At 68.2% G+C, this 20,450-nt stretch carries 21 protein-coding genes; 12 read left to right on the top strand and 9 right to left on the bottom strand.

From position 1 onward, the window contains the following. The first annotated feature begins 12 nt into the window (after nucleotides 1–12). The 7 genes from ABIE45_RS26045 (at nucleotide 13) to ABIE45_RS26015 (ending at nucleotide 6,372) form a co-directional block, all read left to right on the top strand. On the top strand, nucleotides 13–447 hold the full coding sequence (locus ABIE45_RS26045) for a hypothetical protein (RefSeq protein ID WP_192707752.1): 435 nt from the start codon (nucleotides 13–15) through the stop codon (nucleotides 445–447). After that, nucleotides 447–689 (top strand): hypothetical protein, encoded by a 243-nt coding sequence (locus tag ABIE45_RS26040; RefSeq protein ID WP_192707823.1) that lies wholly within the window; start codon nucleotides 447–449, stop codon nucleotides 687–689. Before ABIE45_RS26045 ends, ABIE45_RS26040 begins: the two co-directional genes overlap by 1 nt. Continuing rightward, nucleotides 686–1,435: an ABC transporter ATP-binding protein gene (locus tag ABIE45_RS26035; protein WP_192707753.1), complete on the top strand. Its 750-nt coding sequence runs from the start codon at nucleotides 686–688 to the stop codon at nucleotides 1,433–1,435. Before ABIE45_RS26040 ends, ABIE45_RS26035 begins: the two co-directional genes overlap by 4 nt. After that, nucleotides 1,432–2,325: an ABC transporter permease gene (locus ABIE45_RS26030; RefSeq protein WP_210331662.1), complete on the top strand. Its 894-nt coding sequence runs from the start codon at nucleotides 1,432–1,434 to the stop codon at nucleotides 2,323–2,325. Before ABIE45_RS26035 ends, ABIE45_RS26030 begins: the two co-directional genes overlap by 4 nt. Nucleotides 2,326–2,339: 14 nt before the next feature. Next, nucleotides 2,340–2,978: a hypothetical protein gene (locus ABIE45_RS26025; RefSeq protein WP_192707754.1), complete on the top strand. Its 639-nt coding sequence runs from the start codon at nucleotides 2,340–2,342 to the stop codon at nucleotides 2,976–2,978. A gap of 257 nt (nucleotides 2,979–3,235) precedes the next feature. Beyond that, complete coding sequence (locus ABIE45_RS26020; protein WP_192707755.1) at nucleotides 3,236–5,806, top strand: TonB-dependent receptor domain-containing protein; 2,571 nt, start codon at nucleotides 3,236–3,238, stop codon at nucleotides 5,804–5,806. A 212-nt stretch (nucleotides 5,807–6,018) separates the two neighbouring features. Beyond that, a complete protein-coding gene (locus ABIE45_RS26015; protein ID WP_192707756.1) occupies nucleotides 6,019–6,372 on the top strand; it encodes a hypothetical protein in 354 nt (117 codons plus the stop codon). A gap of 47 nt (nucleotides 6,373–6,419) precedes the next feature. Here the strand turns inward: ABIE45_RS26015 and ABIE45_RS26010 are convergent, their stop codons facing one another. The 4 genes from ABIE45_RS26010 to ABIE45_RS25995 all read right to left on the bottom strand — a co-directional run bounded on the left by ABIE45_RS26010 (nucleotide 6,420) and on the right by ABIE45_RS25995 (nucleotide 11,353). Next, nucleotides 6,420–7,940 (bottom strand): undecaprenyl-phosphate glucose phosphotransferase, encoded by a 1,521-nt coding sequence (locus ABIE45_RS26010; protein ID WP_192707757.1) that lies wholly within the window; start codon nucleotides 7,938–7,940, stop codon nucleotides 6,420–6,422. Nucleotides 7,941–8,084: 144 nt separating this feature from the next. Beyond that, on the bottom strand, nucleotides 8,085–9,284 hold the full coding sequence (locus ABIE45_RS26005; RefSeq protein ID WP_192707758.1) for a glycosyltransferase family 4 protein: 1,200 nt from the start codon (nucleotides 9,282–9,284) through the stop codon (nucleotides 8,085–8,087). A gap of 131 nt (nucleotides 9,285–9,415) precedes the next feature. Next, nucleotides 9,416–10,099: a hemolysin III family protein gene (locus ABIE45_RS26000; RefSeq protein WP_192707759.1), complete on the bottom strand. Its 684-nt coding sequence runs from the start codon at nucleotides 10,097–10,099 to the stop codon at nucleotides 9,416–9,418. Between the two features lie 150 nt (nucleotides 10,100–10,249). Continuing rightward, on the bottom strand, nucleotides 10,250–11,353 hold the full coding sequence (locus ABIE45_RS25995) for a COX15/CtaA family protein (protein WP_192707760.1): 1,104 nt from the start codon (nucleotides 11,351–11,353) through the stop codon (nucleotides 10,250–10,252). A gap of 185 nt (nucleotides 11,354–11,538) precedes the next feature. Here ABIE45_RS25995 and ABIE45_RS25990 point away from each other — a divergent pair, with 185 nt between their 5' ends. Beyond that, the gene (locus ABIE45_RS25990; protein ID WP_192707761.1) at nucleotides 11,539–11,745 is read left to right on the top strand and encodes a DUF2842 domain-containing protein; all 207 of its coding nucleotides are present in this window, start codon (nucleotides 11,539–11,541) and stop codon (nucleotides 11,743–11,745) included. Between the two features lie 86 nt (nucleotides 11,746–11,831). Next, nucleotides 11,832–12,194 carry a hypothetical protein gene (locus tag ABIE45_RS25985; RefSeq protein WP_210331705.1) on the top strand — a complete coding sequence of 121 codons (363 nt, stop codon included), beginning with the start codon at nucleotides 11,832–11,834 and terminating at the stop codon, nucleotides 12,192–12,194. Between the two features lie 15 nt (nucleotides 12,195–12,209). Here the strand turns inward: ABIE45_RS25985 and ABIE45_RS25980 are convergent, their stop codons facing one another. Then, entirely contained in the window at nucleotides 12,210–13,271 is a 1,062-nt protein-coding gene (locus tag ABIE45_RS25980) for a polysaccharide deacetylase family protein (protein WP_192707763.1), read from the bottom strand. A gap of 249 nt (nucleotides 13,272–13,520) precedes the next feature. Between ABIE45_RS25980 and ABIE45_RS25975 the strand changes: the two genes are divergently transcribed. Beyond that, nucleotides 13,521–14,705 (top strand): GNAT family N-acetyltransferase, encoded by a 1,185-nt coding sequence (locus ABIE45_RS25975; protein ID WP_192707825.1) that lies wholly within the window; start codon nucleotides 13,521–13,523, stop codon nucleotides 14,703–14,705. A gap of 111 nt (nucleotides 14,706–14,816) precedes the next feature. Here the strand turns inward: ABIE45_RS25975 and ABIE45_RS25970 are convergent, their stop codons facing one another. Beyond that, on the bottom strand, nucleotides 14,817–17,042 hold the full coding sequence (locus ABIE45_RS25970; RefSeq protein WP_192707764.1) for a GumC family protein: 2,226 nt from the start codon (nucleotides 17,040–17,042) through the stop codon (nucleotides 14,817–14,819). A 188-nt stretch (nucleotides 17,043–17,230) separates the two neighbouring features. Here ABIE45_RS25970 and ABIE45_RS25965 point away from each other — a divergent pair, with 188 nt between their 5' ends. Then, nucleotides 17,231–17,809: a polysaccharide biosynthesis/export family protein gene (locus ABIE45_RS25965; RefSeq protein ID WP_192707826.1), complete on the top strand. Its 579-nt coding sequence runs from the start codon at nucleotides 17,231–17,233 to the stop codon at nucleotides 17,807–17,809. 16 nt (nucleotides 17,810–17,825) lie between these two features. On the opposite strand, the gene ABIE45_RS25960 is transcribed toward ABIE45_RS25965, so the two are convergent. Continuing rightward, nucleotides 17,826–18,461: a hypothetical protein gene (locus tag ABIE45_RS25960; RefSeq protein WP_192707765.1), complete on the bottom strand. Its 636-nt coding sequence runs from the start codon at nucleotides 18,459–18,461 to the stop codon at nucleotides 17,826–17,828. Between the two features lie 186 nt (nucleotides 18,462–18,647). Beyond that, nucleotides 18,648–18,896 (bottom strand): hypothetical protein, encoded by a 249-nt coding sequence (locus tag ABIE45_RS25955; protein ID WP_192707766.1) that lies wholly within the window; start codon nucleotides 18,894–18,896, stop codon nucleotides 18,648–18,650. Between the two features lie 268 nt (nucleotides 18,897–19,164). Here ABIE45_RS25955 and ABIE45_RS25950 point away from each other — a divergent pair, with 268 nt between their 5' ends. Next, entirely contained in the window at nucleotides 19,165–19,380 is a 216-nt protein-coding gene (locus ABIE45_RS25950) for a hypothetical protein (protein ID WP_192707767.1), read from the top strand. A 19-nt stretch (nucleotides 19,381–19,399) separates the two neighbouring features. Here the strand turns inward: ABIE45_RS25950 and ABIE45_RS25945 are convergent, their stop codons facing one another. Next, complete coding sequence (locus ABIE45_RS25945) at nucleotides 19,400–20,449, bottom strand: hypothetical protein (RefSeq protein ID WP_192707768.1); 1,050 nt, start codon at nucleotides 20,447–20,449, stop codon at nucleotides 19,400–19,402. Between the last annotated feature and the right edge of the window lies 1 nt (nucleotide 20,450).

Raw genomic sequence — 20,450 nt, 5'->3', positions numbered from 1 at the left:
GTAGGAAGCGACATGACGCGGATGTTTCGAACGGCAGCCCTCGCCCTGGCGGGGCTGCTCGCGGCCGGTCCGGCGCTGGCGCTGGACCTCACCAAGAAGCGGGAGAATCTGCCCGACCTCGTCCTGGGTGACGATCAGGGCAACGACTTCGTCGTCGAGAACAAGGACCTCACGCTCGAATCCGGCAAGGCCTACCGGCTGCGCATCGTCGCCAAGGGCCGCCAGGAATACAAATTCTACGCGCCGGAGTTCTTCCGATACATCTGGTTCAACCAGATCGTGATCGAGCACAAGGAGATCCACGGCGGCGGCCCGCCCGACCACCTGGAATTCGACGATCCCGGCGAGATCGCCATCGAGTTCGTCGCGATCAAGCCCGGCACCTACACGTGGTCGGTGCACGGCCTGGAAGCCAAGGGCATGACCGGCACGCTGACGGTGAAATGATGCGCATCCTCCTGCTCGCCGCCTGCCTGCTCGCCGCCGGTCCGGTCCTCGCGGCCGACGACGCCTCTTCCTGCGCCGAAGGCATCACGATGATCCGCGACGCGCTCGCACTGAATCCGCCCGAATCCGCAGTGCCGAAGCTCAAGAAGGCCCTGCGGGTCGCCGAGCGGGAGCAGAAGGAGGGCGAGTTCGACGAGTGCCTCGACGCGGTCGCCGACGCCAGAAAGGTGCTCGGCCGATGAGCATGGCGGAGGCGGCTGCCCTCCAGGTCGACCATGTCGGCCACCGGTTCGGAACTCGGGCGGCGCTCGACGACGTCTCGATTACGGTCGGGCGCGGGCACTTCGCCGTCCTGCTCGGACCGAACGGCGCCGGCAAGACGACGTTGTTCTCGGTGATCACCCGGCTCTACAACAACCAGACCGGCCGGGTGGCGATCTTCGGCCATGCCCTCGACCGGGAGCCCTCGCGGGCGCTCGCCCGGCTCGGCGTCGTGTTCCAGGCACGCACCCTCGACACCGACCTCACCGTCGAGCAGAATCTGCTGTACCACGCGAGCCTCCATGGCATTGCCCGCGGCGCCGGGAAGGCGCGTGTCGGGGCGTTGCTCGACCGGGTCGGCCTCGCGGATCGGCGGCACGACAAGGTCCGCACCCTGTCGGGCGGCCAGTCGCGACGCATCGAGATCGCCCGCTCCCTGATCCATCGCCCGGATCTGCTGCTCCTCGATGAGCCGACCGTCGGGCTCGACCTCGAATCCCGCGCCGACATCGTGGCGATCGTGCGCGCGCTGGTGCGGGAGGAGGGGCTGTCAGTCCTCTGGGCGACCCATATCTTCGAGGAGATCGCGCCCCAGGACGACGCCGTCGTGCTGCACCGGGGCCGGATCATCGCCCGCGGCCGGGCCGGGGACATCGGCAGCCCGGGCGAGTCCCTGGCCGATGCCTTCCGCCGCCTCGTGGCCGAGCCGGGGAGGGCTGCGGCATGAGCGCGCCGATACAGGTCTCGTCCGCCCCTGCCGCCGTCACGGCACGCGGTGCGCAGCAGCGGATCGGGCGGCTCGACGCGGTCGGGTACCTGATCTGCCTCGGCGGGATCGTCCGCCGGGAATTGCTGCGTTTCTTCAATCAGAAGGAGCGGTTCTTCTCGGCGCTGGTCCGCCCGCTCGTCTGGCTGTTCATCTTTGCGGCGGGCTTCCGCAATACGCTGGGTGTCTCCATCGAGCCGCCGTACCAGACCTACGTGCTCTACGAAGTCTACGTGGTGCCCGGGCTGGCGGTGATGATCCAGCTCTTCAACGGGATGCAATCGTCGCTCTCGATGGTCTACGACCGCGAGGTGGGGTCGATGAAGGTGCTGCTGACCTCGCCCTATCCGCGCTGGCTGCTGCTGCTCGCCAAGCTGATCGCGGGCGTGGCCGTGTCCGTCGTGCAGGCCTATGCGTTCCTGGCGGTGGCCTACTTCTGGGAGACCGACATCCCACCGCTCGGCTACCTGACGGCGCTGCCGGCATTCCTGGCCTCGGGCCTGATGCTCGGGGCGATCGGGCTGTTCCTGTCCTCGCTGGTGCGCCAGCTCGAGAACTTCGCCAGCGTGATGAACTTCGTGATCTTCCCGATGTTCTTCGCCTCCTCGGCCCTCTACCCCTTGTGGCGGATCCGGGAATCCTCGGAGACGCTGTACTGGATCTGCGAGCTGAACCCATTCAGCCACGCGGTGCAGCTCGTCCGCTACGCCCTCTACGTCCAGTTCGAGCCGGTCGCCTGCGCCGTCGTGGTCGGCGTGACGCTCGCCTTCTTCGGCGCCGCCGTCGTCGCCTACGATCCCGGCCGCGGCATCATGGCCCGGCGCGGTGGCCCGGCCGGCGAGACCCCCTGATGGAGCCCGTTCCGATGAACCGTCTTGTCTCCCGCATCCTGGGCAGCGCGCTCGGGCTGAGCCTCCTCGCCGGACCGGCGCTGGCGCAGCCGCGCCAAGATCCGGACTGGCCCTGTGTCCAGCGCAAGGTCGCCACCCTGAGCCCCGGCCAGTTCTGGACGGGCCCGGACATCGCCGCGGCCGGCGATTGGGGCAGCGACAACGATGCTGCGGTGCTCGCCCAGAAGATCGCCTCACGGCGCACCGATCTTCCGCAGGTCGGACCGCTCCTCGATGAGTTCGCCGGCAAGTTCGGCACCGACAAGGACGCCAAGGACAAGGCCCTGACCCGCGTCTATGCGGGCGTGTTCGAGGTGATCAACGGCGAGCGCGACAAGGTCGTCGGCGGCATAGCCCGCTACGCCCAGGGCCAGCGCCGGATGGCGGAGCGGATCCGCGACGAGGCCGACAAGATCAGCCAGGTCAAGGACGCACCGAGCGCATCCGATGCGACGGAGCTTCCGAAGGATCAGTCGGAGCTGGAGACGAAGTTCGCCTGGGACCGGCGCATATTTCAGGAGCGCAGCCAGTCGCTCACCTATGTCTGCGAGGTTCCGCAGCTCCTTGAGCAACGGCTCGGCGAGATCGCACGGATGATTCAGGCACGGCTCTGAGTCCCTTCTCGCGTCGCGCGAAACTCTTGCCACATCATCCCGAGGCGCTTGCCGAAATTTCCTTAAGTGCTTGATTGCGCTCAAGAAACTGTTGCGGTTTGATCACGTCGGTTCGGCATCCACGTCCCGGCGCGTGAAATGCGGCGAAAACAGCGCGATCGCGGTTCAAGCACAATTGTGCACCTCCCCGCCACTCGGCATGAGGGATCACAAGCTCGTCAAGAACGGGCATGGGTCTTGGGCCACGGGGGTTGGGAATGTCACTTCGCGCGTTGCGGAGCAGCTTGGTCGCGTCTGCGTCGATTGTCGCTGGAACGGTCCTCTCGGGGACCGCGCAGGCTCAGCAATCGGTGACACTGGGTGAGATCAGCGTGGTGTCCACGACGCCGGTGGGCTCCGGTGGCGGCAGCTCGAGCCAGGCGCAGACCTTCAACGGTCCCGGCCCGGTGCCGCCGCTCGGATCCGTGCCGCCGACCAGCCTGACCCGCCTGCGCGGCAGCGAGCAGCCCCTCTACAAGATTCCCAGCACGGTGGAATCGGTTACGGCGAGCGACCTCGCCATCGATCAGGCCAGCAGCAACCTCGTCACGACGCTGGCCCGGCGCACGCCCGGCATCAACATCTCCGACTCGCAGGGCAACAACAACCGCGTGGACGTGACCTATCGCGGCTTCACGGCCTCGCCGGTGCAGGGCGTGCCGCAGGGGCTCGCCGTCTACCAGAACGGCGTGCGCATCAACGAGGCCTTCGGCGACGTCGTCAATTTCGATCTGATCCCGCAGCAGGCGATCCAGCGGATCGACGTCGTCACCGGCAACCCGGTCTTCGGCCTCAACGCGCTGGGTGGCGCGGTCAACATCCAGATGAAGAACGGCTTCACCTGGCAGGGTACCGAGATCGCCGCCTGGGGCGGCTCCGATGCCCGCACCGCCGGCTACCTGCAATATGGCAAGGTGGTCGACAACTGGAGCGTGTATTTCACCGGCGACGGGCTGAACGACCGCGGCTGGCGCTACGAGAGCCCGAGTACGATCGGCCGGCTCTACGCCGATCTCGGCTACCGCTCGCAGGATTCGGAGTTCCACCTGATCGGCTTGGCCGCACGCAGCTTCTTCGGCGCAGCCGCCGCAACGCCGGTGGACTTCACCCATCGCGACCCGCGGGCGATCTTCACCTTCCCGCAGACCACCACGACAGAGGTCGGCTCGCTCCAGCTCACCGGCCGTGTCGATATCTCGCCGACCTGGGATCTCGCCGGAAACGCCTATTTCCGCCGCTTCAGCCAGACCTACGTGGATGGCAACGACGGCAACTTCGAGAATTGCAGCACGCGCTCCAGCTTCCGCGGCAATCTCTGCTTCGAGGATGACGGGTTCAGCCCGTCGGCCGGCCAGTCGCAGCTCGCGTTCCGCAACCAATTCCTGATCCTCGGCCAGCAGAACCAGCGCATCCCGTTCCGGGCCAACATCCCCTACGGCACCCTGGACACGACCCAAACCCAGGCCACAGGCTTCGGCGGCTCGCTACAGGCCTCGAACCGCGACCAGGTGTTCGGCCTGCCCAACACCTTCGTGGTCGGCGGCAGCATCGACACCGCGAACTACTCGTTCAAGTCGTCCAGCACTCTTGGGGTCATCAACCCCGACCTGTCGATCACCACCAACCCGAGCAACCCCTATTACGGCAACATCCCGGGGCTCGGCACGCCGCAATTGCGGACCGCTGGTGCCCTCGGCATCGCGCCGAGCTCGGTCAACGGCTCGAACCTCTATATGGGCCTTTACACCCTCGATACGCTCGACGTGACCGACCGGCTGTCGTTGACGGCCGGGGCACGCCTCAACTTCGCACGCATCCAGAGCGAGGATCTCACCGGTTTCTCGCCGGACGTGACCGGCACGCACTACTTCAACAAGATCAACCCGGTCGCCGGCCTGACCTACCGCTTCTTCGACGCGCTGAACCTCTACGGCAGCTACTCGGAGTCGAACCGTGCCCCGACACCGCTGGAACTGGCTTGCGCCAACCCGGATCGGCCGTGCCTCCTGCCGAACTCGCTGGTTGCCGATCCGCCGCTGAAGCAGGTGACGGCGCGGACCTACGAGGTCGGCTTCCGGGGCCAGCTGCCGAACACCTATGACGGCGGCGTCATCACCTACAAGATCGGTGCGTTCCGCACGGATCTCAGCAACGACATCCTGTCGCTCGCCACGCCCGGCAATACGGCGCGCGCCTATTTCGTCAACGTGCCCTCGACGCAGCGGCAGGGGATCGAGGTCGGCAGCGAGTACACGGCCGATTACCTGCGGGTCTACGCCAACTACGCGCTGGTCGACGCCACCTTCCAGTTCAACGACACCCTGTCGTCGCCCAACAACCCGCTCGCGGATGACGGCGCCATCCAGGTACGCAAGGGCAACATCGTGCCGCTGGTGCCGGCGCACCAGATCAAGGCCGGCTTCGACTACTTCATCACACCCGACTGGCAGCTCGGCCTCTATCTCCAGGCCTTCTCCTCGTCCTACTTCCGCGGCGACGAGTCGAACCTGAACCGCAAACTTCCCGCCTACTACACGCTGAACCTGCAGACGAAGTATCAGGTGACGAAGAACCTCGAGGTCTTCGGGCTGATCACCAACCTGACCAACAACCGCTACGCGACGTTCGGCACCTTCGCGGAGCCGGGCCCGGTGGCCGGGAACCTGCGGATCAGCGATCCGCGGACCACGACCCTGGCACAGCCGTTCTCAATCTACGCCGGCATCCGCTACGCGTTCGGCGCCGACCCGGTGCCGATGTCGCCGGAGCCGATCATCCGCAAGTACTGACGAACGGCACGACTTGATGCGGGCGATCCCGGCGGTTTCCAGGCCGCGCGAGGGCGCCCGCTTTCGTTTCTGATGGCGCGGTGCGGCCTCCTGTCTCAGGAACGGCCCGATGCGCCCGGCGTCTCCAGGGTAGTCGCAACCGGACGTGGCGGCCCGCGTCGTCGCGGGCAACCGGAGCCGGTCGTGCTCAGGTGCAGTGGAGAAACGCCTCAATGATGATCAGATTCGCCCTCGCAGCCCTGGCCCTCGCCGCAGCCACACCGGCCCTGGCGACCCCGTGCTCCGACGAGGTCGACACCCTGCAGCGGCGGCTCGACAGTGCCGGTGCAGCCTCCGTGACGGGCACGACGCCGCCCGGCGGCCCGACCTCGTCGAATTCTCCGAAGGCCCTCGACAAGCCGCCGGCCCTCACCAAGTCGGACGCCGACGTGAAGCCGACCGCCTCGGGCGTCGAGGAGGCCAAGAAGCTGGTCGCGCAGGCCCGTCAGCAGGACAAGTCCGGCGACGCCCAGGGCTGCCGCGACACGATCATGAAGGCCAAGGAGAAGGCCGGCGCCCTGCCGTAGGCGGCGCGGGGTGGCCGGCGTCTCAGGGACGCCGGCCGCCAGAACGTTCAGTACGCGTTCTCGGTCTTGAGCAGCGCGAACGGCGTCGTCAGCAGGATCTGGAGGTCCAGCAGGACCGACCAGTTCTCGATGTAATAGAGATCGTGCTCGACGCGCCGTTGCAGCTTCTCGGACGTGTCGGTCTCGCCGCGCCAGCCGTTGATCTGCGCCCAGCCGGTGATGCCGGGTTTGACCTTGTGGCGGGCGAAATAGCCGTCGACGACTTGGTCGTACAGGGTGTTGGCCGCCTTCGCCTGCAGGGCGTGAGGCCGTGGGCCGACCAGGGAGAGATCGCCCTTCAGCACGTTGAACAGCTGCGGCAGCTCGTCGAGCGAGGTCTTGCGGATGAAGCGGCCGACCGGCGTCACGCGCGGATCACCCTTGGTGACCATCTTGGCCGCACCGGCATCGCACTGATCGACGTACATCGAGCGGAACTTGTAGACTTCGATTAGCTCGTTGTTGAAGCCGTGACGCTTCTGCCGGAACAGGACCGGACCGCGCGAGGTCAGGCGGACGGCGAGCGCAACGGCCAGCATGATCGGCGACAGGGCGAGCAGCATCAGCAGGCCGACGCCGCGATCGAACAGCGCCTTCACCACCACATCCCAGTCGGCGATCGGCCTGTCGAAGACGTCGAGCACCGGCACCGAGCCGAGATACGAGTAGCTGCGCGGACGCAGGCGCAGCTTGGCGGCGTGCGCCGACAGGCGGATGTCGATCGGCAGAACCCAGAGTTTGGCGAGCATCTGGAGAATGCGCGCTTCGGCCGTGATCGGGATGGTGAAGACGATCAGGTCCAGGCGGGCATGGCGCGCGTAGGCCACGAGGTCGTCCACGTTGCCGAGCTTCGGATGACCGGCCACCACGTCCGACGAGCGGTCGGTGTTGCGGTCGTCGAACACCCCGACGATGCGGATGCCGCTGTCGCTCTGCGTCTCCAGGGCGGCGATGAGATCCTCGGCCGGCTTGCCGCCGCCCACGATCGCGGTGCGCCGGTCGAAACGGCCGGCGCGGGTCTGTGCATCGATGATCTGGAACAGGACGAAGCGACCGACCAGAAGCGCACCGAGACCGGTGGCGAAGAAGGTCCCGAGCCACAGCCGCGAGTAGTGGTCGGCCACCTTGGCGAGGACCAGACCGGCGGCAACCATCAGGAAGGTCATCGACCAAGCGGCGATCAGCCGGATCGCGGTCTTGAAGAAGGCCCGGAAGGCGGCAATCCGGTAGCCGCCCGCGGCCTGGATCAGCGCAACCGTCATCACGGCGATCAGGCCGATGGCCCCGGCATAGGTCAGCCCGTAGGGAACCCGTCCGCGCAGCATCATCAGGTGCAGCAGCGAGCCGAGGCCGAAGATCAGCGCGCATTCGAGCGTCCGAACGATCCCGGCGACCACCACGGGTGAGATCGCCGCCGCCTCCGGCGCGGAGGTCTCGGCGAGCGGCACCGCCTCCGCGCGCATGGCGGCCGGCGGGGCTTCGAAGGGCCCGGTCGCTTCGAGAAGATCCCGGATGTCGAACGCGCTCATCGATGGGCTCCCCCCTGCGCCAGCCTGCGGTTGCTTCAACTGCAGCTTGGCACGGAGCGTTGTCGGAAGACTTAAGGGCGAGCCGACCGCCGCAGCTTTGTCGCGGCGTGTGCGGCGGTGGCCATCACGTTCCCGCCACCGGGCTCAGGCGGTCCGCGGTCCGGCGATTTCGCGACGGCCGGCGCTGCGGCGGCCTTCCCGAGCCTGGAATGCCGCCGCGTAGCCGGAGACGACCTCGCTGCCCATCCGGTCCAGCGAGAAGCGCTGCCGGATCGACGCGCTGAGCCCGCCCACCTTGGCGGCAAGCCTCTCGGGCGAATCGTCCAGCACCTTTCGGATCCCCGCTGCCAGCGCCTCCGCATCCCGGGCGGGGACGAGGTCGTGTGCGGCCGGACCGAAGATTTCCGGGATGCCGCCGACCCGCGTGGCGACGAGGGGCTGGGCCGCGGCGGCGGCCTCCAGGACGACGTAGGGCAGCGACTCCGCGAGCGACGGGACCACGAGGATGCGGCCCCGCGCCAGCACGGACCGGATCGCCTGCGGAGGCTCGAAGGAGACCGCGCCGGCGAGCCCGAGGCGCGCCACGGTCTCGCGCAGGATCTCGGCATCCGGACCTGAGCCGACCAGCAGCAGGCGCAGCGCCCGGCCCTCGGAACGCAAGCGGACCAGGGCCTCGAGCAGGTAGGGCAGGCCCTTGGCCTCCCGCAGCTCGCCGACATACAGAAGGTCGAACGGATCCTGGACCCGTTCGACCGGCGCGAATTCCGCCTCCGAGATGCCGTTGTGCACGATTCGCGTCACGCGCTCGGGTCCGCCGACAAAGGCTCTGTGCCGGCCGGCGACGTACTCGCTCTCGAACAGGAAGGCATCAGTGCGCCGGGCGAGCACTCCTTCGGCGCCCATGTAGAGGCGATGGAGCAGGCTGCCCGGCCGGTAATTGTAGCTGCCGCCATGCGGGGTGTAGGCACGGATCGTGGACCCGGCCGCGGCGAGCCGTGCATAGGCGCCGCCCTTGGCGCCGTGCCCGTGCAGGACATCGGCTCCCACCTCTGCGGCTCGCTGGCCCACCGTCCGGAGGCAGGCCCAGTCCGTCAGGTGCGGGTTGCGCCGCATCGGGATCCGGATCAGGCCGAGTTCGAGGCTGGGCATCAGCTCCGCAAGGGCACGCGCGCCGCGCTCGCCGCCGGTGGTCGAATCGCACACGATGCCGACGGCGTGCCCCGATCCAGCCTGGAGGCGGGCGAGATCCACGACGTGGCGGAACAATCCGCCGACGGGCGCCCGGAACACGTGCAGGATCCGGTACCGCTGAGCGCTGCGGGCGTCGTTCGATGTGGCGTCCACGATATCGGTCCCGGCAAGATCAATCCCTGGAACGATGCTCCACCGGATGTCGATGGGAACTTAAAGGAAAGCAGATCGCCTCGACCTTTCCCTTGGAACGGTAACCGGAATTCTACCGGACGAATGTCAATTCAGGTCATAGACATCCCGTTCAGGCTGGCCCAGATGGTTCCGTAATGGCACGCCGTCGCAGCCAGCACGAAGCCGTGCCAGATCGCGTTCTGGAATGGCAGCGTCCGCCAGACATGGAACAGCACGCCGATCGAGTAGAGAGCCCCGCCAATCGCCAGGAGCCACAGTGCCGTCGGCTGAAGCGCCGCGATGACAGACTCGTAGGCGAACAGGCCGCTCCAGCCGAGCATCAGGTAGAGCCCGATCGAGAGGCGGTCGAAGCGACCCGGAAGGAGCAGCTTCACGACGATCCCGACTAGCGCCACGGCCCAGATCATCGCCAGCAGCGCGTAGGCGCGGGGTCCCGATCCGACGAGGGCGACGAGCGGCGTATAGGTGCCGGCGATCATCAGGTAGATCAGGGCGTGGTCGGCGCGGCGCAGCAGCCACTTGCGCGGGCTGACCGGGTACAGGTTGTAGAGGGCGGAGACGCCGAGCATCAGCACGAGGGCCGTGGCGTAGACCACGACCGCGGCCCGCTCGCCGAGACCGAGATGCGCCGTGACCGCCGTCGCCACCAGCGCCACGGCGCCCGCGAGCCCGAGCACCACGCCGAGCCCGTGTATCACGCCGTCTGCCATGATCTCCCGGGGCGTGTAGTGCCAGGTCAGGGAGAGTGGCCGACCATCTTCCGCGAGAGACATCTTGAAGCCTCCTGCAACGCGTGCAGCTTAAGGCTTGAGAAGTCTTGATCGTTCCATGCGCGGAATGCGGAGATGGAGTTTTCCCAGAGTTTCTGTCCTTTGGGTAAAAGTCTCGTGCGACGCAAGGTCTCTGCTGCGCCGCACGAAAGCCTAGATCCCGCGCCCGGCTAGGCCTTCGAATCCGAGCGGCATCCCGGCCGCGGCCGGCTGAACCCGCCCGCTCCCCCGGCTGAGGCGGGCGTGAACGGTCGCCATTGTCAGGATCGCCATCGCCAGGACCTGATGGGTGAGCGCCGCCCAGAGCGGCACCGCGAGCAGGAGCGTTGCGACCCCGAGCCCGGCCTGCGCCAGCGCCAGGACCGCCACGCCGGTCGCCCGGCGGGCAACGCCGGCCGGGCCCGCCATCCGGGCATGGACCGCGTGCACGATCGCGACCAGGATGACGAGATAGGCCGTCATCCGGTGGTCGAACTGCACCAGCGCGTGATTGTCGACGAAGTTCTCGATCCACGGGCGGATGGCGAACAGGCTGTCCATCGGCGGCACCAGAGCGCCGTCCATCGTCGGCCACGTGTTGTAGACGAGGCCCGCATGCGATCCCGCGACGAGACCGCCCAGGAAGATCTGCAGCAGGATCAGGACCGGCAGCAGCGCGGCGCCGGCGCGGAGGCGCGGCGCGGCCGGCGCCAGGACGCCGCCGCGCTCGCCAGCCGCGAGCCAGACGAGGCCGGCCAGGATCAGGCTCGCGGTCGTCAGATGCAGGGCGAGCTTGAGGGGCGCCACCGCGGTCATGCCGGGCTGGAGACCGGACGCAACCATGATCCAGCCGATCGCCCCCTGCAATCCGCCGAGCACGCCGAGGCCGAGCAGACCGAGGCCGAGGCGACGGCTGATCCGGCCCTGCCACCAGAACACGGTCAGCGGCAAGAAGAACACGAGGCCGATGAGCCGGCCGAGCAGGCGATGGCCCCATTCCCAGCCGTAGAGCACCTTGAAGGCGGAGAGCCCCATCCCCTGGTTGAGGATGTTGTATTGCGGCGTGTCCTTGTACTTGGCGAACTCGGCGGCCCAATCCGCCTCCGAGAGCGGCGGGATGGCGCCCGTGACGGGACGCCACTCGGTGATCGACAGGCCCGACCCGGTCAGCCGCGTGGCGCCGCCCACCGCCACCATGGCGATCACGAGAGCCGCGACGATGTAGAGCCAGGTCCGCACGGCCCCCGATCGCTGATCGCCCGCGAGTCTCATGACCATCCAAAATCCTTCTGCGGGAACCGGGACGCCCCGGCCGCAGCGCCCGGGTTAGGGGATGCGCGCCCCGCCAGCAACGTCGGCGGCGCCGCAGCCTGCGGCAGCGGGCGCGTTGCCAACCGAACCGCGGAACGGTAGCCGTCGAGCCACAGCGCCGCCGCGCCGGTCGCGAGCTTCCGGAACCTGCCATGCGCCGCCGCACCCGTACCCTGATCGGCACCCTCGCGATCCTGGCGTTCGTCTGCCTCTATGGGCCCCTGGCGATGACGCTGGCCGACAGCCGGATTGCCGAGACGCCGGCGGTTGTTCAGGCCGTGCTGTACTCGATCCTGGGGATCGCCTGGATTTTCCCGCTGATGCCGCTGATCCGATGGATGGAGCGGCCGGATCGCTGAGCCGGACAACTCGATTTTGCCGCACTCGGGCGCCACAGGTCTTCCGATCCGCCTCCGAGACCTCCCCCTCCGTGTACCGCTCGTCCATGCGCCTCAAGCCTCTGGCTGCCCTCGTCGTGCTGCTCGCCCCCCTGCCGGCCCTGGCGCAGGGGACGCCCCGGTCGATCGGTGAGTGCGAGAGGCTGAAGAACGACCTCGCCTACAACCAGTGCCTCGCGATGTTCGGCCCGGCGGCCAAGAACGTGGCGGGCGGCTACGCCTCGGCGGATTTCGCCGCGGCACCGGCCGTGACACCCGCAGCCACACCCGCTGCCGCGATGGCGGAGCCGATCCCGCAGATCGACGAGGCAGCCGAGCCGATGACATCCGGCCGGCGGCGCTACCGGTCGCATCGCGGCCGGCAATACGCCTCGTTCTCCACGGGCTACCGGCATCGACGCCGGCGGTAACGGGAGCGACTCTCCTCAGGCGACGTTCAGGCGCCGGCCGCGATTCCAGGCCAGGAACGGCACACCCGACAACAGACCCGCCAGCGCCGCCCGCGTCTGGTGACGCCCGTTCACCGAGACCCGCGGCAGGGCGTGCAGGTGATCGGCATGCGCGGCAAAGAGGTGGCCCGGACGGGTGGTCACCGCGGTCGCGAAGCCCATGTCTTGGGCGATTGCGAATTCCCGCGGTCCGGCCGAGCCCGGATCCCCGACCGGGAAGGACAGGTGCCGCACGGACCGTTCGAGTTCCATCTCGATGCGGGCGCGGCCGTCGGCGATTTCCCGCGCGGCCGTCTCGGCCTCGTGCTTGGCCAGCATCGGGTGGGTGACCGTGTGCGCCCCGATCGTGACCGCCGGATCCTGCGCCAGATCGCGCAATTCCGCCCAGGACAGGCACAGCTCGGACGCCACGCCACCCGCCTGAAATCCGGCTCGGCTGCAGAGGTCGGCGATCCGTTCGAGGAGATCGGCCTCGCTGCCTCGGCGCAGATCGCGGTAGACCGCGTCGAAGGCGAGCGCCTTCTCCTCCGGGCTTCGGGCCGGAAGGTCCAGCGCGCGCGATCCGATGCCGATGCGCACGTGATCGAGGCGCGCGATGGCGCGCTCGAGCTCGATCCACCACAGGCGGCCGCTCTGGTCCGCGAAGGCGCTGGTCACGAACAGGGTCCACGGGGCGCCGTGGCGCGCGAGCACCGGGCGGGCGTGCTCGACATTGTCGCGATAACCGTCGTCGAACGTCAGCACAGCGAAGGGTGGCCCGTAATCAGGCTCGGCGAGACGCTCCGGCACGGCGTCGAGGCCGATCACGTCGAAGCCGCGCGCGTCGAGCTCGCGCAGGGTCAGGTCGAGGAAATCGGGTGTGATGCCGAGCAGCCGATTGGGCGCGAAAGCCGGCACGGGGTCGGGGCTGACATGATGGAACGTCAGGATCACACCGAGACCGCGAGCCGCCGGGGACAGCCACCGATCCGCCCCGAGGGCCTGGATGGTGCGGAACCCGGTCGCGAAGACCCGATGCTTGGTACGCGACGACAGCATGGTCCTGAACCGATCGGGCGGAGCGGCCCGGATCCGCGAAGCCTTGGCCCGTTGCAGTAAAGAAACCTGAAATCACCGCCGCGCCGCGGTCCGTGACGGAAGGACTTATTAGCCAAAGGGCCGATTATTCGGGGCTTGCAGCTGTTGAAGCGGGCTTCGGCGGCACGAGGTCACGGCCTGTTCAGCGCATCCCGGACAGGGTCCGTGTTCGATAATGGATCGCGCGCGGTCCGACAGGGGATCGGCACCATGGCGGTCGGCGTCCAGGCGACGGGAACGGGCATGATCGATGCGCGAACGGGCGGCGCGCTGGTCGCCGAGATCGTCCCCGATCTGGCAGCGGCCGAGGCGCTCTGGCGCCGCCTCGAAACCGATCCGGCGAGCCTCCAGACCCCTTACCAACGGTTCGACTGGACGAGCGCGTATCTCCGCGGGACCGGGCACCTCGACACGGCGCGCGTCGCGGTCCTGCGTGACGCGGCCGGTCGGGCGCGGATCTTGCTGCCGCTGACATTGCAGCGCAGGCTCGGTGTCTGCGTAGCGCAAACCATCGGCGACACGCACGCGAACTACCACATGCCGCTGTTCGCGACCCGCGATGCGGCCGCGATCCCGCACGACGCGATTGTCGGAGCCTTGGTCCGAGCCGGTCGGCAAGCCGGCATCGATGTCTACGCGCTGCGGCATCAGCCGCGCATGTGGGAGGCGGTCTCCAACCCGCTGGCGCTGTGGGGAGAGCCGGAGGCCAGCGACGCCTACGGGCTGATGCTCGGGCCGGATCCCGAGGGGACCGTCCGCCGCGTGTTCAGCGCCGACGCCCGCAAGAAGTTGCGCTCGAAGGAGAAACGCCTCGTCGAGACCAAGGGCGCGATCGTGTATCGACGTGCCGAGACGACCGAGGAGGCGGCTCGCTTTCTGGCGGCGTTCTACGCCCAGAAATCGGCACGGTTCGCTGGAATGGGCATCGCCGATCCCTACGCCGACCCGTCGATCCAGGCCTTTCTCGAGGCAGCGGCTTCCGGCGTGGATCCGGCGCTCGAAATGCACGCGCTGTGCTTGGCCGAGAGCGGCCGGGTGCTCGCGACCTTCGGGGGTGCCGTGAACGAGCGGCGATTCAGCGGCATGATGACCGCGTTCGACGCCGATCCCGAGATTGCCCGATGCAGCCCGGGCGACCTGCTTCTGCAGCATCTGGTGCGCGATCAGACGGCGCGCGGTCGGCAGGGCTTCGATCTCGGCGTCGGCGAGGCCCGATACAAGGCCAGCATCTGCGACGAGACGATCAGCCTCATGGAGGTGATGATACCGGTCACCGTCGTCGGGAGAACCTACGCCGCCGCGCGGCGGAGCCTCACGCGCACGAAGCGCCGGATCAAGCGCGATCCGCGGCTGTATGCGGTTGTCCAGCGTCTGCGGTCACTGCGACGGTCCTGAAAACCGCGATCGTGGATGTCTGGGGAAGGGCTTCGCCTTCGACATTGTCCGCCCCGCGTGCCTCATGCCTGACGACGGCGGCTCAGGCGGCCCGCGCGCGCTCCGCCGCACCTAGGCGGCGTTGAGGCGCAGTTCGGACCGCGGATCCCCGTTGGCCACCTCCGGCACTGCGGGACGATCCTGGGCCACCAGGATCTGCCCGGCGCCGGCCTCCTCGGCGATGGCGTAGAGATCCCCCAGAGCCGGATCCTCCGCTGAGGCGTTCGAGGCGATGACCACACTGTCCATGTAGCCGGCCACGAGCTCCAGCAGATCGACGGCGCCCGGAGCGGCGTGGAGCTGGCAGACGACCCAGTCATAGGCCTCGGCCATGGCCTCGAAAGTCAGCGCCAGGGCGTCCGGTTCGTCGAAGAGCACCGTCATGGCGCGTTGACCGGCCTCGATGCGATGGAGACCTCTGTCGCGGCGCGCCTGGATCACGTCGAGGAAGGCGGCCTCACCGGCGACGAGATCGGTGAAGCCGAGCTTCGGATCCGCGCCGACCGGCATATTCAGATCGACCGCGACGAGGCTGCCGACCTCGCCGAAGGCCCGGGTCAGAGCATCGGAGAGCCCGTGCGCGCCGCGCGTCTCCTCGGTCTCCATGATCAGCACCAAGCGCCCGGAGCGCGTTTCCTCGCGCCGCGGACCGGACGTGATCCGCCCGATCAGCGGGGCCAGGTCGAACCCTTCCGCGAGCGGAGCGGGCGCTTTCGGATGCACGGCGGAAGCCTGGCTGCCGTCCGCCTTCCCCGACCAGCGCGCCAGCGGCATCGCCTCCGGGAAGGCGAAGTCGGGGCGCTCCAGGACCGGCTCCCGCCGCGCATGATCGTCCGCCGCTTCGAAAGCGGCGTCGCGCTCGGCCGCGTTCCGAGCGGATTCAGTCAGCAGGGCGCGGGCGAGGACGCCGCCAGCCGCGAGCATCAGGGTCAGCAGCGTGGCGAAGCCGATGATCGGCAGCTTCTTCGGGAAGGACGGCAGCTCCGGGGTCACCGCCCGTGACACGATGCGGGCATCGGCCGGCGTGGCGCTCTCGCCGTCGCGCGCCGCCGCCTCGCGGTAGCGCGACAGATAGGATTCGAGCTGGTCACGCTGTGCCTTGGCCTCGCGCTCGAGGGCGCGGAGCTGGATCTCGTTGGAGTTGCCGCGCACGACAACCTCCTGCTGACCGTCGACGGCCGCCTGGAGGCTCTCGACCCGGGCACCCGCGATCTTCGCATCGTTGTCCATCGTGCGCACGACGCGCTCGGCGGACGCCTTGATCTGCGCGTCGAGGTCTTCGAGCTGCGCGTTCAGCTCCTTGATGCGCGGATGGGCCGGCAGCAGCGTGCGCGACTCCAGAGCGAGCTGGGCGCGCACCGTGATGCGGTTCTCGACGATGCGCCGGATCACCTCGTTGTTGGCGACATCGGGGATCTCGAAGGCGCGCCCGTCCTTGATCAGGTCCTTGATGGCCTTCACCTTGCCGGCGAGATCGGCCTTGAGGATCCGGGCCGCGGAGAGCTGGCTGGACAGCTCGCCAAGTTGCTGGGCCGTCAGGGGCCGACCGGTCGCACCGGTGCTGCCTACGAGGCCGTTCTTGGCCCGGAACGCCTCGACCTTCGCCTCGGCCTCGGCCACGCGCTTGCGCAACCCGTCGATATTGCCGCCGAGCCACGTCGAGGCATACCGGGCGGTATCGACCTTATCGGCCTCGAGCGAGCCGATGTAGAGCTGGGCGATGGTGTTGGCGCCATCTGCCGCGAGCTTCGCATCCTTCGACCGGAACTCGATGGTCAGGATGCGGGACTTGCCGGCCGGGTAGACCAAGAGGTGGTCGAAATAGGCGTCGAGCACCCGATCTTCGGCCGGACGATCGAGGGGGTTGGCGCCGACGCCGAGCATCATCAGGACACGCTTCACCGGCCCGATGCTGTCCGCGCCCGGATCGAATTCCGGATTGCCGACCAGCTTCAGCCGGCGGATCGCCTCCCGGGCGAGGTCGCGCGACATAACGACTTGGACCTGGCTCGCCACCGCCTGCTCGTCGATGGGCGCCAGCTGCTCGCCGCGTTCCTGCGTGGTGCGAGCGAAGGCCGGATCGCGGCTTTCGAGGAGCAGCTTCGCTTCGCCGGTGTAGCGCGGGCTCACCACGTTGACGAAGACGCTGGCCCCCAGCGCCACCACGAGGGTCGGTCCGACGATCCATCCGATCGAGCGGCGCAGGATGCGCGGCACCTGAGCGAGGCTGAGGCCTTCCTCCGCGCCGGGCTGGGTCCCCGGAACGACGTGGATCGAGCGTTGACGGATACGGGACATGCGGACGCTCTGGACACGGAGGCAGGCCGGGCGGCCATCGAAGCCATCCGCCGCTATTAGTGGATGTTAAGGTTGCTCAAGAGTTAAGGCACCGATTCTGCGTCCGAGTGCGATCGCGGCCGCCCACTTGATCAAGTTTCATTAACCTTAACGGCCTACACCACGCCGCAACCGCATCCATGACGGCGATGGTGATGAACCGGCGCGCTCTGCTCCTCTCACTCGGCACGACTCTGGCGCTCGGCGGCTGCCTGCGCCCGACCTTCCGTACCGATGAACTCGATGCCACCGGCACCGGGTCAATCGCCGCGCGCTACACGCTGGCCGCGGGCGACAAGTTGCGCGTCATCGTGTTCGGGCAGGACAATCTGTCGAACATCTACGCGGTCGACGGTGCGGGGCGGATCGCGATGCCGCTGATCGGCACCGTTCAGGTCGGCGGACAGACGACCGGCCAGGCCGCCAAAGCCATCGAGGCCAAGCTGGCCTCCGGCTTCGTGCGCGAGCCGCACGTGACCGTGGAGGTCGATAGCTACCGGCCGTTCTACATCCTCGGTGAAGTCACCACCTCCGGCCAATATCCGTTCGTGAACGGCATGACGGTGGAGACCGCGGTCGCGATTGCGGCGGGTTTCGGGCCGCGGGCGGCCAGGGATTACGCCGTGCTGACCCGCGATACGAGCGGGAACCTCGCGTCCGGCATCGTGCCGATGACCTACCCGGTCCGCCCGGGCGACACGATCGTGATCAAGGAACGGTTCTTCTGAGCGACGATCCAGGCGTTCACTGAGCGCTCTGCCACGGGTTGATCACCCGCATGGCCGTTCTCTCGGCGGGAATCGGCGTCGCGACCGGTGACGCGGCCTTGCTCGATTGGGCGATCATGCGGCGCGCCGCTTGAGCCGGAGTCGCGCCGACCGGCGTGAACAGGCCGGCCAGAACCTTCCGGGTGCCCTTGCTGACGTAGCGCGAGGTCTGGATGGGCTCGAAATCGCGGATCGCGTGGCGCTTGTCGGGTTCGCCCGTGAACACCCGGGCGCCCGAATTCAGGACCACGATATCGCCGGGCCGAAGCGTCTCATCCTTCAGCAAAGCCGCCGTGGCTCCGCCCTTCATGTCGATCGACACCTGACGCGGGCTGACGTCGGCTTCCTTGACGCGGATTCGCACCGGCAACGCCGCGTAACGGGTCTGGAAGTGCCGCCGGGCGGCTCCGAGACGTGGCGTGTAACGACGGCTGTAGGAGGGTGCATAGGCCGGAGCCGGAGACGGTGCCGGCTGCGCCTGTTGTGGCGCCGGCCGTGCGCCGAACAGCATCTCCAGGAAGCCCACCTCGGCCGCCTGGGCGCGGATCGCGGTCCCGGCGAGAAGCCCCGCAGCGGCGATGACAGCCAGCATGCTGCTCGTGCGAAGCCTCATAGCGTCCTCCGGATACGACGCCCGACGCGAGCATCCGACCCTCAACCGCAAGCTGCGCGATCGGGTTCCGGAATATTGCCGCTGTGCTGAGGCTCGAAGAGATGTTGTGCCGACAGTCGGGTATTCGACAGATCGGCTCGGCGATCGATTGTGCCAGATCGGCAGCGTTGCGCGCCCGATCTGCCTTCAGGCCGGAGCGGATTGCTCGCCTTCGCCGATGCAGTCGAGGGCGCGCTCGACGGCGCTGACGGCGTCGAGGAGATGCTGGACCGTGCGCTCCACCTCGAGGGCGGGACGGCCCATCGCGGCGGCACGGGCGCTGACATCCTCGAGCTGCTCGAGAAGGGTCAGCAGATCACCGGCGACGGTCACGACTTCGCAGCGGGCGAGCCGGGTGACGGGCGGGCGCGGTCGGAAGGGCAAGACGTTGCTCATTGCCGAGGGTTGTCGCCCGAAAGGACCCGGATTCGCCAGAGGGGGAGGGCCGTGCTCAACACGATTGCCGCCCCCTATCCGCGGTTAAGCGGAGGCAAGGTGGATTTTCCGTGGCCGCTGCGCATCGGAGGCGGCAGAACGAATTTACGGTTGGCGGCCGCCCTTGACGGATCCTTCCGGGCTCTGACCATGCGGAGGCGTCCCCAATTTCGGCACCGGCCGGGCGATACCAATCCATCGTCGGACCCGGCACCTGTCAGGATCCAGAATGCGCCTCACCCTTCTCGCCCTCACCGTGCTGACGATCGGCGGCCTCGGCGCCTGCGCCACCGACGGCCCGGATTCCCGCAGCGGCCTCGCCGAGAGCTTCAACCTCGACAATTACCGGGCCTCCGGCAACACCAACGGCACCCAGACCCGCCGCGACGTGAACCGCGCCTACACGCAGCCGACCCTGCCGACGATCGGCAACCGCGGCATGTGAGCGAGGCTCGGCGGGCGCCTCACCGCTTGGCGAGGGCGTCGGCGAAGGTCGTGATCCGGTTCCGCGCGTAGACCGGCAGGCCGGCGCTGATCGAGTTGCCGGTGTTGAAGCTCGAATTGCCCATCAGCACCTGCGCGGGGAGCAGGTTCTTGAGCACGGGCACGCGCGCGTACTCGGCCTTGCGGTCGAGGACGTCGCCCTTGATCGCCAGCGCCATGTAGGTCGTGACCACCGTCTTGGTCGGATCGTTCGGCATCGGCTGGAACACGGCCAGGAACTTGCCGAAGCGCAGGATCTGGTTGACCCAGAAGATGGTCTGCTCGAGCCCACCGGTCACCGAGGTGTCCACCTTGGTGAGCGCCTTCAGCGGCGCGCCCTGATCGGGCCCCAGCACCCTGAGCTCACTCTGGAACGAGACGTACTCGGCGATCTTCTTGGCCGAGCCTTCCTCGAGCTTGTTGGCGAGCTTCACGCCGAGCGGCAGCTTGCCTTCGAGATCGTAGCGGGACTCGATGCAGGCGCCCGCGCCCTCGCACCAGGGACGGTCGGGCCGCTTGGCGAAAGACGCGGCCGGATCCTTGTTGGGCGTGACGTCGGATACCGACACGGCGCGGTGCTTGATCGCCGGATCCATCTTCTGGACGAAGGCGAGGTTGGCAAAGGACGCGATGTCGATCGCCTCCGGGGGACGCGGAACGATGAAGCGTCCCTCCGCCACGTAGATCTTCAGGGTCTCGTGCCGCGGCTTGGTCACGCCGTTCACCGTGACGGTGTAGTCGGGCTCCTTGTAGCCGGGGTAGGGCGCGAGCGCCGCAGCTTCGGCCGGCCGGGCCTTCTGCCAGTCGAGATACGGGATCAGGCCGTTCTCCGGCGCGGTCGGGTTGTCGCGATGATCCGTGAACAGGATCTGGCCCGGCTTGATCGTCGCCGGATCGACGGCGGAGACCGAGGGCACCTCCTTGATCCGCTCGGATCCCGGCGCCGCCGTGCTGGCCGCGAGCGTCTGGGCGCAGACCGGAGCGGCCGCCATGAGGGCGAGGGCGAGGGCGGCAGGAAACTGCGTTCGCAAC

This window comes from Methylobacterium sp. OAE515, assembly GCF_041806315.1.
GTDB classification, from domain to species: Bacteria; Pseudomonadota; Alphaproteobacteria; order Rhizobiales; family Beijerinckiaceae; genus Methylobacterium; species Methylobacterium tardum.
This window is presented reverse-complemented; position numbering and strand designations above follow the sequence as displayed.

Bases quoted from the DNA above. Each gene is read 5' to 3' on its own strand.
- ABIE45_RS26045 (WP_192707752.1), top strand. From the start codon at position 13: ATGACGCGGATGTTTCGAACGGCAGCCCTCGCCCTGGCGGGGCTGCTC.
- ABIE45_RS26040 (WP_192707823.1), top strand. From the start codon at position 447: ATGCGCATCCTCCTGCTCGCCGCCTGCCTGCTCGCCGCCGGTCCGGTC.
- ABIE45_RS26035 (WP_192707753.1), top strand. From the start codon at position 686: ATGAGCATGGCGGAGGCGGCTGCCCTCCAGGTCGACCATGTCGGCCAC.
- ABIE45_RS26030 (WP_210331662.1), top strand. From the start codon at position 1,432: ATGAGCGCGCCGATACAGGTCTCGTCCGCCCCTGCCGCCGTCACGGCA.
- ABIE45_RS26025 (WP_192707754.1), top strand. From the start codon at position 2,340: ATGAACCGTCTTGTCTCCCGCATCCTGGGCAGCGCGCTCGGGCTGAGC.
- ABIE45_RS26020 (WP_192707755.1), top strand. From the start codon at position 3,236: ATGTCACTTCGCGCGTTGCGGAGCAGCTTGGTCGCGTCTGCGTCGATT.
- ABIE45_RS26015 (WP_192707756.1), top strand. From the start codon at position 6,019: ATGATGATCAGATTCGCCCTCGCAGCCCTGGCCCTCGCCGCAGCCACA.
- ABIE45_RS26010 (WP_192707757.1), bottom strand. From the start codon at position 7,940: ATGAGCGCGTTCGACATCCGGGATCTTCTCGAAGCGACCGGGCCCTTC.
- ABIE45_RS26000 (WP_192707759.1), bottom strand. From the start codon at position 10,099: ATGTCTCTCGCGGAAGATGGTCGGCCACTCTCCCTGACCTGGCACTAC.
- ABIE45_RS25995 (WP_192707760.1), bottom strand. From the start codon at position 11,353: ATGGTCATGAGACTCGCGGGCGATCAGCGATCGGGGGCCGTGCGGACC.
- ABIE45_RS25990 (WP_192707761.1), top strand. From the start codon at position 11,539: ATGCGCCGCCGCACCCGTACCCTGATCGGCACCCTCGCGATCCTGGCG.
- ABIE45_RS25985 (WP_210331705.1), top strand. From the start codon at position 11,832: ATGCGCCTCAAGCCTCTGGCTGCCCTCGTCGTGCTGCTCGCCCCCCTG.
- ABIE45_RS25980 (WP_192707763.1), bottom strand. From the start codon at position 13,271: ATGCTGTCGTCGCGTACCAAGCATCGGGTCTTCGCGACCGGGTTCCGC.
- ABIE45_RS25975 (WP_192707825.1), top strand. From the start codon at position 13,521: ATGGCGGTCGGCGTCCAGGCGACGGGAACGGGCATGATCGATGCGCGA.
- ABIE45_RS25970 (WP_192707764.1), bottom strand. From the start codon at position 17,042: ATGTCCCGTATCCGTCAACGCTCGATCCACGTCGTTCCGGGGACCCAG.
- ABIE45_RS25965 (WP_192707826.1), top strand. From the start codon at position 17,231: ATGGTGATGAACCGGCGCGCTCTGCTCCTCTCACTCGGCACGACTCTG.
- ABIE45_RS25960 (WP_192707765.1), bottom strand. From the start codon at position 18,461: ATGAGGCTTCGCACGAGCAGCATGCTGGCTGTCATCGCCGCTGCGGGG.
- ABIE45_RS25955 (WP_192707766.1), bottom strand. From the start codon at position 18,896: ATGAGCAACGTCTTGCCCTTCCGACCGCGCCCGCCCGTCACCCGGCTC.
- ABIE45_RS25950 (WP_192707767.1), top strand. From the start codon at position 19,165: ATGCGCCTCACCCTTCTCGCCCTCACCGTGCTGACGATCGGCGGCCTC.